A 14,768-nucleotide genomic window follows, 5' to 3' on the forward strand; every position below is an offset into this window, starting at 1 on the left:
CCAGCCATCTATGTCGCGTAAGGGTAACAGCCCAGACAACGGCATGATGGAATCCTTCTTTGGTATTTTGAAATCCGAAATGTTTTATGGTTACGAGACCAGCCATCTATGTCGCGTAAGGGTAACAGCCCAGACAACGGCATGATGGAATCCTTCTTTGGTATTTTGAAATCCGAAATGTTTTATGGTTACGAGAAGACGTTTAAATCACTTAATCAATTGGAGCAAGCTATTGTAGACTATATTGATTACTACAACAATAAACGCATTAAGGTAAAATTAAAAGGACTTAGTCCTGTGCAATACAGAACTAAATCCTTTACTTAAATTATTTGTCTAACTTTTTGGGGTCAGTACAGAAAGAGTTGGGAAACCAGCTCTTTTTTGAAAATAAATCTTCATTTTGAAAATCATCAAAAAAATGGTATAATGGTAGGAAAAGATTCGGCTAAAAGTAATAGTGCTTTTAGAATAAAAGGGAAAGTAACCCTATAATCAAGATAAACTAAGCTTTCGGAGGAAAAATGAGTAATATCAGTTTAACAACACTTGGTGGTGTGCGTGAAAATGGGAAAAATATGTATATCGCTGAAATCGATGGATCTATTTTCGTTTTGGATGCAGGTCTGAAATACCCTGAAAACGAACAACTAGGGGTGGACGTAGTTATTCCAAATATGGACTACCTTTTTGAAAATAGCGACCGTATCGCTGGCGTCTTCTTGACCCATGGACATGCAGATGCTATTGGTGCTCTGCCTTATCTCTTGGCTGAAGCCAAGGTACCTGTATTTGGCTCTGAGTTGACCATTGAGTTGGCAAAACTCTTTGTCAAAGGGAATGACACAGTTAAGAAATTTAATGATTTCCATGTCATTGATGAGGATACGGAGATTGATTTTGGAGGGACAGTGGTGTCCTTCTTCCGTACGACCCACTCTATCCCAGAAAGTCTGGGTGTTGTCTTGAAGACAGCTGAAGGTAGTATCGTTTATACAGGTGACTTCAAATTTGACCAGACAGCTAGTGAATCTTATGCCACAGACTTCGCTCGTTTGGCAGAAATCGGTCGTGATGGAGTTCTAGCTCTTCTTAGCGATTCAGCCAATGCAGATAGTAATATCCAAGTGGCTAGTGAAAGTGAAGTTGGGGATGAGATCACTCAAACCATTTCGGACTGGGATGGTCGTATCATCGTTGCAGCAGTAGCCAGCAACCTCTCTCGTATCCAGCAGGTGTTTGACGCTGCGGATGCAACAGGCCGTCGTGTGGTTTTGACAGGATTTGATATTGAAAATATCGTCCGTACTGCTATTCGCCTCAAGAAATTATCTCTAGCTAATGAGAGTCTTTTGATTAAGCCAAAAGATATGTCTCGTTTTGAAGACCATGAGTTGATTATCCTTGAGACAGGTCGTATGGGTGAGCCTATCAACGGTCTTCGCAAGATGTCGATTGGTCGCCATCGTTATGTGGAAATCAAGGATGGTGACCTGGTCTATATTGTAACGACACCGTCTATCGCCAAAGAAGCGGTCATGGCACGTGTGGAAAATATGATTTACCAAGCTGGAGGAGTTGTCAAGCTGATTACTCAAAGCTTGCGCGTGTCAGGGCACGGAAATGCGCGTGATCTTCAATTGATGATCAACCTTTTGCAACCTAAGTATCTCTTCCCGATTCAAGGGGAATACCGCGAGTTGGATGCCCATGCTAAGGCTGCTATGGCAGTTGGGATGTTGCCAGAATGTATTTTCATCCCTAAAAAGGGAACCAGCATGGCTTATGAGAATGGAGACTTTGTCCCAGCTGGCGCAGTTTCGGCAGGCGATGTCTTGATTGACGGAAATGCTATCGGTGATGTTGGTAATGTAGTCCTTCGTGACCGCAAGGTCTTGTCAGAGGACGGTATTTTCATCGTAGCAATTACAGTTAATCGTCGTGAGAAGAAAATCGTGGCCAAGGCTCGTGTTCATACGCGCGGGTTTGTTTATCTCAAGAAGAGTCGCGATATTCTCCGTGAAAGTTCAGAATTGATTAACCAAACGGTAGAAGATTATCTTCAAGGAGATGACTTTGATTGGGCAGATCTTAAAGGGAAGGTTCGTGATAATCTGACCAAGTATCTCTTTGACCAAACCAAACGTCGTCCAGCTATTTTACCAGTAGTCATGGAAGCAAAATAATCTTTGAAATAAACAGAGAGAAAGTCGAGTTTCGGCTTTTTCTTATAGAAAAATAGAGGAAAAATTATGGCAGTAATGAAAATCGAGTATTACTCACAAGTTTTGGATATGGAGTGGGGAGTGAATGTTCTCTACCCTGATGCCAATCGAGTGGAAGAACCAGAGTGTAACGATATTCCCGTCTTGTACCTTTTGCATGGGATGTCTGGCAATCATAATAGTTGGCTCAAGCGAACCAATGTAGAACGCTTACTTCGAGGAACCAATCTCATCGTTGTTATGCCCAATACCAGCAACGGTTGGTATACCGATACCCAATATGGTTTTGACTACTACACGGCTCTAGCAGAGGAATTGCCACAGGTTCTGAAACGCTTCTTCCCTAATATGACTAGTAAGCGTGAAAAGACCTTTATTGCTGGTCTCTCCATGGGAGGCTACGGCTGCTTCAAACTGGCTCTTGCTACAAATCGTTTTTCTCATGCAGCTAGCTTTTCGGGTGCATTGAGCTTTCAAGATTTTTCTCCTGAGAGCCAAGATTTGGGCACGCCAGCTTACTGGAGAGGTGTGTTTGGAGAGATTAAAGATTGGACAACTAGTCCCTATTCACTTGAAAGTCTGGCTAAAAAATCGGATAAAAAGACCAAGCTGTGGGCTTGGTGTGGCGAGCAGGACTTCTTGTATGAAGCCAATAATCTGGCAGTGAAAAATCTCAAAAAACTGGGCTTTGCTGTGACCTATAGTCATAGCGCTGGAACTCACGAGTGGTATTACTGGGAAAAACAATTGGAAGGATTCTTAGCAACCTTGCCAATCGATTTTAAATTAGAAGAGAGATTAGGTTAATTTTAGACGATAATCACTTAAATATTTCAAAATGAAATGAAAATTTGTTTTCACTAGACTTTTCAAGTGAAAGTAGTAAAATAGTATGAGATCCTATTGTAAAGAGAGTAAACTATGTATCATTATAAAACCGATATTCCTTCGTCAGAGCATGATGATTTTGTCAAGCAACATGCTTTAATCAATATCTTACAGAGTAGCGCTTGGCAAGAAGTCAAATCTGATTGGCAACATGATAGACTTGGTATTTACAAAGATGATAAATTGCTTGCTGTGGCTAGTATTTTAATAAAATCTCTTCCGTTAGGTTATAAAATGTTTTATATATCAAGAGGCCCGATCTTAGACTACAGAGACAAAGAACTATTAGAGTTTGTCATTAAATCTATAAAATCATATGCACGTAGCAAACGAGCGATTTTTGTAATTTTTGACCCTAGTATTTGTCTATCTCAAACACTAGTAGGTCAAGAAAAGATAAAACTTTCTGATAACCTTATTATCCTTGAGAGACTAAAGAAGCTGGGAGTGAAGTGGTCAGGACTTACGAGTGACATGGGTGATACGATTCAACCTCGAGTTCAGGCGAAAATATACAGAGAAAATTTTAGTGAAGAATCTCTATCAAAATCAACAAAACAGGCTATTCGAACAGCTCGTAATAAAGGAATTGAAATTCAAGTTGGTGGCATTGAATTATTGGATTCATTTTCAGATTTGATGAAAAAAACTGAAAAAAGAAAAGATATCCACTTGAGAAATCAAGATTATTATAAAAAAATATTAGATAATTTCAAGGGACACTCTTATATTACACTTGCAAGTCTTGATGTAGTAAAACGTTTCAAGGAATTAGAAGAGTTGTTAGTCAAAAACAAAGCTGTGGCAGAAACATTTAAGGACTCAACTAGAGAGTCAAAAGTGAAAGATAATTTGCAAGAAAAAGAACGTTTAGAAGAGGAATTACTTTTCTTGCAGGACTACATCAATAGAGGGGAGTTCAAAGTGCCTTTATCTGCGACATTGGTTGTAGAATTTGGTCAGGTTTCTGTCAATTTATATGCCGGTATGGATGATATGTTTAGGCGCTACAATGCTCCAATTTTAACGTGGTATGAAACGGCTCGCTATGCCTTTGAACGTGGGAATTTATGGCAAAACTTAGGTGGAATAGAGAATTCCCTAGATGGTGGTCTTTATCGATTTAAAGCAAGTTTTAATCCGACTATCGAAGAATTAATGGGTGAATTTACATTGCCAACACACCCTCTTTATCCTTTGTTGAGATTTGCTCTCGATCTTCGTAAAAAATTAAGAAAAAAACATAGTTAAAATAAGTAAATGATAGAAAATGGTTTCATTTTAGATGGGTTTTAATGCTACGTTACTTCATATTTGAGATTTACCCAGCGTTACTATTAGAAGATAAGCAAGAGAGAATTAGATTCGTTCTCTCTTTTTTAATATCTAAAAGTTACTATTATAAAAAGCTAGCAAATGTAAGGGTTTTAATCAATGAAAATATTTGTAATAATACAAAGTTATGCAATAACAACAAAGTTTTTTTGAATAATTGTTTAATTAGAATTGAGACTAATATTCAGAAAATTACATCAACAACAATTGGAAAAAATAGGATGAAATGCTTTATTGAATGGAGTTTGTTCTGAAAATTTGAAACATTTAAACTAACAAACATAAAAAATAATTATGTTTTATTATGAATTTTTAAGACAAATAACTTGAACAATTAAATTAGAAATGGTACTATGAATATACATGTTAATTGTGAATGATATAAAATTTCCTCTCAACTACGTAAAAAGATGTTGAGGGATTTTTTGGGATTTTTAACTAACATGATGAAAATAAAAGGAGGTTGTTGGTTTCAATGAAATGCAAGCAACAACAAGATTTTAGAGTAGAAAAATACATCCGTTATGGGATTCGTAAATATAGCTTTGGAGCAGCATCAGTAGCGATTGCGGCTGGTTTGATGTTCCTTGGAAATGGTGCAGTATCTGCGTCAGAAATAGCAGTTGATGGGAATGTTTCTGATGTGGCAGTAGTATCACCTAATACAGAAGATAATAGTGCTAAGGATAAAGTTGCCACTCCTGCAGTAGCTGATAAGGAAGTTAAAGAGGAAACTAAACCTGAAGTAGCGACTCCTAAAGTGGAAGAGTCTAAGAAGGAAGACGCACCAAAATCTGCTGAAGAAGTTACAAAAGAAGAAGCTGCTCCTAAACTAGACAAGTCTCAACTTGAGTCTTATGTGAATGAAGTAGCTGGGAAACTCGCTGCTGGAAAATATGCAAACAAGACAGACGAAAGTTTAGCTCTTTTGAATGCAGATTTGGAAGCGGCAAAAGCAGCTCTTTCAAGTGCTACAAGTCAAGATGAGTTAAAAGCTGTTTACAACAAACTTGTAACAACTGTAAACTCAAAACTACAAAACAAACCAGTAGAGAAAACAGAAACACCAGTAGTTGACACTACAAATGGTAAAGAAACTGTAGGGAAAAAAGCTGAGAACACAGAGAAAAAATCTGACTCAAACGCAATTGAAAATACAGGTTCTAAAGATGAACGTAATGGTAAAGAACTAGTCGAAGGTTCACACTTACGTTCAGCTAATGAAGGATACACAGCTGCTTCTACAGAACTAAGAAAAGAAAATGGTGAATTCCTTGGATCTACAGGTAAATCTTACAAAGTACTAGATGGTAACTCTAACTATAAAGTTTATGTTCATGGATATCAATCTGAGAACACTGATGTGCCAGCGGCTAATAGTGGACAAGCCGGGGTTAGTGGACGTACTGATATTCCTTTATCAAAAACAGNAGCTCAAAAGCTTGGTCGTGAAGCAGAATTATGGAAAGGTAAAATTCGTGCTACAGGAAAAGCTAATGGGAAAACAACATGGGGAGCAGGAGGTGCTTATGAGTACCTAGCTACAGAAATCTATGGTTATACTTTTGAACAAGGAAATCATTATGTTTATCTTACTGATGTGAAAAAACGTTTTAGTTTATCACCAGAAGCAACTGCTGCAGGATACACAATTGCAAAAATTGAAGCGAGCAACTTACCACCAGGATTAGGTTATAATGCTGATAAAGATACTGTGGAAGGATATGTAGCATCTACTCTTCAAAACGGTGTATATGACATGCGTTATGTTCTAACTGTAGAGAAAGATGGAGCTACTCAGCAAGTTACTTTCAGAGACTTAACAGCTGGATGGGTAGGATGGCAAGATTCATCTGCACCAGTTATTCAAGGAAAATCAAAATTAGTAACAATAGGCGACCAAGTCAATCATAATATTAAATATGTTGATAACGATGGAATGACTCGTGATGAAAGAGCTGATTATGTATACAGAGATGGTGGAGAAAAAGTTGTTGCCGGTTCAAAAACTGCTCCTAAAAAAACAAGTGGAGCAACCTTTACTGCAGTTGATGGATCTAAAGTAAATACCGAGAACGGACCACAAACTGTCACAGCGCATACTGCCTTAAATGGTAATTATACAGGAAACAAAACTTCGATAAATGATGTTGTACCAGGATTAAATTATAATCCACAAAATGGAGATATTACTGGAACAGCAACAGAAGCTGGTATTTTCACAGCGGCTGTTTATGCAAAAGACTATAACAATACAACCAATGCGAGAAATATGGATTGGAATATGTATGGTCAAGAAGCTCATGAAAACATTACTATTGCTGTAGCACCAAAAATTACAGTATCTAACGTAGAAGCATATGCTACAAAAGTGCCAGTAACTGTTTCAAATGGAGCTAACACAGCAGAAATTACAATGCCTGATGGTACTGTAACTAAATTAGCAGTTAAGGATGGAAACTGGACAGTAGCAGCTGGAACAACAAATACTGCTGTAAATGAAGGAGATGTACTAGGAGCAGCTTCTACAATAGCACCTTCAAAATTCAATATTCCGGTAACATCTGATGCTACACAATACGTAGGTGTAGATAGCATCGCAGCAAAAGCAACAACTGATAAGGTAAAAGCAAACATTCAACGTGAATTTGCTATGGTAACTGACGCAGCAGGGAATACGTATAAAGCGGAATTTAACCGTGCAACAGGTAAATATTCGTTACCTACTGAAAAAGCTTATGAACTAAAAGACAATGGTAATGGCACATCAACTCTTATTGAACGTCGTGTTTATACAGATGCGCAAGCAAATGGTGATGTTAAGTTCGTTGTTTATGAGTTTGAACGTACATGGAATACAACATCTTCAGCGTCAACCTTAGTGGACAAGATTGCTGAAATCCGTAAAAATGGTGAGGTAACTGCAGTAGGTAATGTTACACGTACAGAGACTCTAGTTAAAAAAGATAACACATCTTCAGAACAAGGGATGGTAGTTACAGTAAGTTATGACTCAGTAACAAATCAATGGACATCTTCTGACGGAACAGCAGTAACAGCTAAAAAATCAAATGCTGGTTGGGAAGTTGAAACAGCATCAGGATTTAAAGGGTATGTAGCATACCGTGAAGCAAGCTCAACAGACGTAGCATCAATTCAAAATGCTAAACCAGCTGGGACATCAACAAGTTACTCAGAAGTAAAAGATGCTTCAGTAGATTTACTAAAATCAGAAAAAGCTAACGTTGATTTCACAGATACTATCGATGATAAATCAGATGATGCACAATCAGAAACAATTAAAACAAAAGTAACAGTAACAGCTCCAGACGGAAGCCAAAAAGTATTCGATGCGGCAAAAGCAGAAGAAGCAGCGTACATCACAGCTCAACGTACAGCGGCAGCTAAAACTCAAGCGGCAGCAACAGCTGTAAAAGAACAACAAGATGCACAAAACGAACTAGCTCGTCTTCAAGAACTATTAGATCGTTCAACAAGAACTGTAGAAGATGCGCAGAAAGCATTAGATGACTTGAAATTACGTACAATTTCGCCAACAGCTCAAGAATTAGCAGAAAGAAAACTTGCTAATGTAAAAGCCTTCAAAGCATCTATCGAGGAGCAATTAGCAACAGCTCAAGCAAATCTTTCAACAAAAAATACTGAAGTAGAGTCAGCACGTACAGCAGCTTCAGAAGCTGAAAAAGCTGTAGAGTCAGCACGTGAAGCACTAAAAACAGCTGCAGCAGCAAACTTAGCGAACCCAGAAATCGCAGCTTACACATTAGGTCAATATGGAAGCTATAAAGTTACAGTAAGAGCAGTAGACTCAAACGGTGTTGTAACGACTCCAACAGTAGGAGGAACAGATTCAGGTGAAGTAACTGATGATGCAGTAGCAGAAACAACTTACTACATCGTTGTACCTAAACCAGAAATCTCAGGTGGTGCACAAGATACTCCACAAAGTGATACTATGGAAAAAGGATTCAAGACTGGTCTTCCTGAAAACTCTACAGTATCTGATTACAAACTAGTAGATCCAGCAACCGGAGAGAAAAAAGACTCTGTAACTACAGATGAAGGGACTTATACCGTAGATCCAACAACAGGAAAAGTAACGTTCACACCAGCTCAAGGATATATCGGAACTGCTAAACCAATTTCGGTTGTAGCAAATGTAACGATTCCAGGAGATGATGGTAAACCAGTAACAGTAGAAGCATCAACTACTTATACACCAACAGTTTATGGTGTAAAAGGCAACGATGATACTACTAAAGATGTTCAAGGAGCAGTCCAAACTTCTAAAACAGGAAGTGAAAGATTCTCTGAACTAAACACTCCAGAAAACACACCAGATGGTACAAATGTTGATCTAACTACAGCTAAATACTCGTTAGAAGGTGCTGATAATGAAGGAAAAGTTGTTGTGCCAAACGAAGGAACTTATGAGATTAACCCAACAACAGGTGTCGTAACATTCACCCCACTTCCAACATTCACAGGAACAGCTCAAGGTGTTGATGTAAAAGTAACAGCTAATGCAACCGATAAAGAAGGAAATGCTGTAGAAGTATCTGCTAAAGGGAACTATACTCCAGTTGTAGAACCAGTAACTCCAACAGCAGATCCAGCAACTTCAACAGATATTCAAGGTGCAACTCAAGAACAACCTGTAACATTTAACGATTCGAAAACAACAATCGATGGTGTTGAGAAAAAAGTACCAATCGATTCAACAACATACACATTATTAGACGAAAATGGTAACCCAGCTACAGAAGTACCAGCTAAAGATGCGACTGGAAAAGTAGTCGGTACTTATACTGTTAAGAATGTGGATGGAAAAGCAGTTGCAGTATTTACACCAACTGATAAAACATATGTAGGTAAAGTAGAACCAGTAACTGTTCAAGCCAAAGATAAAAACGGAACTCCTGTAACAACTACTTATACACCGAACATTACACCGGTAACACCAACAGGAACTCCGACAACTTCTGAAGGAATCCAAGGTTCACCTCAAGAAGGAACTCCAACATTTACGCAAGGACACCCAGTTGCTCCAATTAAAATTGATGCAACTCAGCCTGCAAAATTAGTAGACCCAACAACAGGTAAAGCAACAGATGAACCAACAATTCCAGCTAAAGATGCAACAGGAAAACAAGTTGGTACATACACAATTGATCCAACAACAGGAAAAGTAACCTTCACACCGAATAAAGACTTCGTAGGTACACCAGTACCAGCAACAGTAGAAGTAAAAGACGCGAATGGAACACCAGCAACAGCGACTTATACACCAACTGTTAAACCAGTGACTCCAATCGGTAAAATGGCATTCACAGAAGATATTCAAGGTGCAACTCAAAGCGGTAAACCAGCCTTTGAAGGTGGTAAAACAACTGTTAATGGTAAAGAAGAAACTGTACCAATGGACGACACTGTACCAGCAACATTTGAAGACGGTTCAACTAAAAAAGTAGTACCAAACGAAGGTACTTACACAGTAGCTCCAGATGGTACAGTAACATTCGTACCAGAGAAAACATTCTCAGGTAAAGGTACGACTTTAACAGTTATCCGTAAAGACAAAAACGGAACACCAGCTCGTGGAGAATACACAGCGGTCGTTCACCCAGTCACACCTACAGGATGGGATGTCATCTCTGCAGATATCCAAGGTCAAGAACAACACGGAAAACCTAAGTTCAAAGGTGGAACAGTAGAAATCGGTGGAGAAGAGAAAACAGTAGAAATCGACAAAGCTGTTGCTCCAGTAGTACTTGATCCAGCAACAAAACAACCAGTAGCAGTAGGAACTCCAATTAAAGTTGAAGGAGAAGGGGAATATACTCTTAGAGAAGATGGAACAGTTGATTTCGTTCCTGAGAAAACGTTCGTTGGTGAAGCGAAAGGGGTAATCGTTCAACGTGTTGATAAACTTGGACAACCAGCTATCGGTAAATATCGTCCAATCGTTATCGGAGCTAAACCGAAAGCACAACCAGCTACATCACAAGATGTTCAAGGTCAAGTTCAAAAACAACCTGTTACATTTATTGATAGTGTGGTAGATAAAACGACTGTACCGGATATTGATCACCCAGATGTAAAAGTAGCTACTAAGAAAACTGTACCGATTGACCCAACTTCTTATACGTTATTAGATGAAAATGGACAACCAGCTACGAAAGTTCCTGCGAAAGATCCAGAAGGAAATGTAATCGGGGAATACACTCTTGAAGTAGTAGATGGTAAAGCTGTCGGAGTATTAACGCCAAATGCAACATATTACGGTGAAGTACAACCAGTACGTGTTCAAGCCGCTGATGAAAATGGTATTACAGTAGCAACTACTTACACACCATACATCACACCGGTAACACCAACAGCGACTCCAGTTACTTCAGAAGGAATCCAAGGTAAATCACAAGAAGGTACACCAACATTCAAAGAAGGTGACAAAAAAGTACCTATTAACTTAGAAAAAGCACCAAAACTAGTAGATCCAACAACTGGTAAACCAACAGATGCAACATCTGTAAAAGTACCAAACGAAGGAACTTACGAAATTGATGAAAATGGTAAAGTAACATTTACACCAGAACCAAACTTCACTGGGGAAGCTAAAGGAATTGAAGTTCAACGTGAAGATAAAAACGGTACACCAGTAAATGGTAAATACACTCCATTCGTTAAACCAGTAACACCAAAAGGTGACGATAAAGGTACTGAAGATGTTCAAGGTGCACCACAAAAATCAACACCAACATTCACAGGTGGTAAAACTACTGTTAACGGTAAAGAAGAAACAGTCGAAATTGATACTACAAAACCAGCTAAATTGGTAGATCCAACAACAGGTAAACCAACAGATGCAACAACTGTAAAAGTACCGAACGAAGGAACATACACAATTGATCCGAATAGTGGGGAAGTAACATTTACCCCAGAACCACAATTCAAAGGTAAAACTTCAGGAATTAAAGTTCAACGTGTTGATAAAAATGGAACACCAGCAACAGCGACTTATACACCAACTGTAGTACCAGTAACACCAACAGGTGAAGAAAAAACTACTGTAGGTATCCAAGGAGCAACGCAAAAAGCAACTCCAAACTTCACACCAGGTAAAACAACTGTTAATGGAGTAGAAAAAACTGTAGAAATCGATGAAACTAAACCAGCGAAATTCGTAGATCCAGAAACTGGTCAACCAACAGATAAAACTACGATTAAAGTACCGAACGAAGGAACATACACAATCGATCCGAAATCTGGAGAAGTAACATTCACACCAGAACCAAACTTCACAGGACGCGGAACAGGTGTAACAGTTCAACGTGTTGATAAAAACGGTACTCCAGCTGAATCAACATACACACCAACAGTAGTAGGAGTCACACCAAAAGGTAAAGAAGCTAAATCTAAAGACCTACAAGGTGAAACTCAAACAGGAAAACCAACATTCACAGGTGGAAAAACAACTGTAAATGGAAAAGAAGAAACAGTAGACATCGATAACGATAAACCAGCGACATTTGAAGATGGTTCAACTACAAAAGTAGTGCCAAACGAAGGTACTTACACTGTAGCACCTGATGGAACTGTAACATTCGTACCAGAACCAAAATTCACAGGTGTAGCAACAGGTGTAACTGTTAAACGTGTTGACAAAAATGGAACACCAGTAACAGCCAAATACACACCAACTGTAATCCCAGTATCACCATCTGGGGAAGATGTAACATCAGTTGGACCTAAGAACACACCTCAAGAAGGCACACCAATCTTCAAAGGTGGATCAGAAACTGTGAATGGTAAGAAGAAAACAGTAGACATCGATAACGATGTACCAGCGACATTCGAAGACGGTTCAACTACTAAAGTTGTACCGGGTGAAGGAACTTACACTGTTGATAAAGATGGAAAAGTAACATTCACTCCGGAAAAAGACTTCGTAGGTGTAACGAAAGGTGTAACTGTTAAACGTGTTGATAAAAATGGGACACCAGTCACGGCGAAATACACGCCAACAGTTCTAGGAGCAACATCAACTAAAGATGTAGAATCTGAAGGACCAAAAGGTAAAACACAATCAAATACTCCAGTATTTGAAGGAGACATTGATAAAGAGGTACCACCAACATTCGAAGATGGCTCAACTACAAAAGTAGTACCAGGTCAAGGAACTTACACTATTAATCCAAATGGAAAAGTAACCTTCACACCAGAACCAGAATTCGTAGGAACAGCAAATGGTGTAACAGTTGTTAGAAAAGATAAAAATGGTAAAACAATTTCTGCATCTTACACACCAACAGTTCGCCCAGAAACTATCTTTAGAGATAAAGAAGGCAAAGAAATTCCAAATTATCCAAGTGAAGACGGAACAACTCCTAAGAAAGAAATCCCAGGATACAGATTCGTGGAAACTGTAACGGATAATGACGGTAATACAAAACATATCTACGAAAAAGTGAAAACTTCATTCAAGGATAAAGAAGGCAAAGAAATTCCTAACTATCCAAGTGAAGAAGGAGATCAACCTAAGAAAGATATTCCAGGTTACAAATTCGTAGAGACTAAGAAGCTTGATAATGGTGATATTGAACACGTTTATGAAAAAGTAACGCCACCAGCTCCAACACCTTCACCTGTTCCTCAACCAAATCCAGGTAAACAAAATACAACAACTTGGACAGATGAAAATGGAAATCCATTGAAACCAACTGAACCAGGTTCTAAAGAACCAGGAACAATTCCAGGTTACGAATACGTCAAGACTGTGACGGATTCAAATGGAAATATCAGACATATCTTCAAGAAAGTTGAGATGCCAACTCCAAGACCGGTTGAACCAAGTCAACCAGTTTCTCCAGAAATGCCAGCAGTACCTGAGCAACCAAAACAACCAGAAACAGCTAAATATGTTGAAGGTCAAAAAGAGTTGCCAAATACAGGTACAGAAGCAAATGCTAGTCTTGCAGCACTTGGTCTTCTTGGAGTCTTGAGTGGATTTGGTCTTGTAGCTCGCAAGAAGAAAGACTAAAACGACTATCTATTTAAAGAGAAAGTTGGCTAGTTATCAACTCCATGAGTTATGAAAATCTAATACAGAGGAAGGACAATTTTGTCCTTCCTTTTATATATATTGAGCTTTAGTATCAGGTTCAAGTTTCAAAAAAGAAGCAAATATGATATACTAAAGAACGAGTNTTCTATTAGAATTGGAACAAATAATATGAAACAAACGATTATTCTTTTATACGGTGGACGTAGTGCAGAGCGTGAAGTCTCTGTTCTTTCAGCTGAGAGTGTGATGCGTGCGGTCAACTACGACCGTTTTACAGTCAAGACTTTCTTCATCAGCCAGTCAGGTGACTTTATTAAAACGCAAGAATTTAGCCAGACTCCTGGTCAAGAGGACCGTCTCATGACCAATGAAACCATTGATTGGGATAAGAAAGTTGCACCAAGTGCCATCTACGAAGAAGGAGCAGTGGTCTTTCCAGTCCTTCACGGTCCGATGGGAGAAGATGGCTCTGTTCAAGGTTTCCTTGAAGTTTTGAAAATGCCTTATGTTGGTTGCAACATCTTGTCATCAAGTCTTGCCATGGACAAAATCACGACTAAGCGTGTGTTGGAATCTGCTGGTATTGCCCAAGTTCCTTATGTGGCCATTGTCGAAGGCGATGATGTGACTTCTAAAATAGCTGAAGTTGAAGAAAAATTGACTTATCCAGTCTTCACAAAACCATCAAACATGGGTTCAAGTGTCGGTATTTCCAAATCTGAAAATCAAGAAGAACTCCGTCAAGCCTTGAAACTTGCCTTCCAATATGATAGCCGTGTCTTGGTAGAGCAAGGGGTAAATGCCCGTGAAATCGAGGTTGGGCTACTGGGCAACTACGATGTCAAAAGCACGCTTCCAGGAGAAGTAGTCAAGGATGTTGCCTTTTATGACTATGATGCCAAGTATATTGATAACAAGATTACCATGGATATCCCAGCCAAAATCAGTGATGATGTGGTAGCTGTCATGCGTCAAAATGCAGAAACAGCCTTCCGTGCCATTGGTGGCCTCGGACTATCTCGTTGCGATTTCTTCTATACAGATAAGGGAGAGATTTTCCTAAACGAGCTTAATACCATGCCAGGTTTCACCCAGTGGTCAATGTATCCACTACTTTGGGATAATATGGGAATCAGCTATCCAGAACTAATCGAGCGTTTGGTGGACCTTGCCAAGGAAAGTTTTGACAAGCGCGAAGCGCATTTGCTATAAAAATGAAAGAGAGGGTAGAAGCC

Annotated in this window: 6 protein-coding genes and 1 pseudogene; all 7 read left to right on the top strand. The window is 39.0% G+C overall.

Going from position 1 to position 14,768, the window contains the following annotated elements; all coding sequences use genetic code 11:
- Positions 1-46: 46 nt before the first annotated feature.
- Complete coding sequence (locus D8837_RS09860) at positions 47-145, top strand: IS3 family transposase (protein ID WP_398575074.1); 99 nt, start codon at positions 47-49, stop codon at positions 143-145.
- A pseudogene (locus D8837_RS07455) lies at positions 100-327 on the top strand (IS3 family transposase); the annotation flags it as partial. The gene D8837_RS09860 and the pseudogene D8837_RS07455, both read left to right, overlap by 46 nt.
- A gap of 197 nt (positions 328-524) precedes the next feature.
- Positions 525-2,186, top strand: a complete 1,662-nt coding sequence (locus D8837_RS07460) for a ribonuclease J (RefSeq protein ID WP_125456650.1) — start codon at positions 525-527, stop codon at positions 2,184-2,186.
- 66 nt (positions 2,187-2,252) lie between these two features.
- Positions 2,253-3,032, top strand: a complete 780-nt coding sequence (locus D8837_RS07465) for an alpha/beta hydrolase (protein ID WP_125456651.1) — start codon at positions 2,253-2,255, stop codon at positions 3,030-3,032.
- Positions 3,033-3,146: 114 nt separating this feature from the next.
- Positions 3,147-4,364: an aminoacyltransferase gene (locus D8837_RS07470; RefSeq protein WP_125456652.1), complete on the top strand. Its 1,218-nt coding sequence runs from the start codon at positions 3,147-3,149 to the stop codon at positions 4,362-4,364.
- 559 nt (positions 4,365-4,923) lie between these two features.
- On the top strand, positions 4,924-13,509 hold the full coding sequence (locus tag D8837_RS07475) for a YSIRK-type signal peptide-containing protein (RefSeq protein WP_125456653.1): 8,586 nt from the start codon (positions 4,924-4,926) through the stop codon (positions 13,507-13,509).
- Between the two features lie 192 nt (positions 13,510-13,701).
- Positions 13,702-14,745, top strand: a complete 1,044-nt coding sequence (locus tag D8837_RS07480) for a D-alanine--D-alanine ligase (protein ID WP_125456654.1) — start codon at positions 13,702-13,704, stop codon at positions 14,743-14,745.
- Positions 14,746-14,768 lie beyond the last annotated feature (23 nt).

Source organism: Streptococcus mitis (assembly GCF_003942965.1).
In the GTDB taxonomy this organism is placed as follows: Bacteria; Bacillota; Bacilli; order Lactobacillales; family Streptococcaceae; genus Streptococcus; species Streptococcus mitis_BH.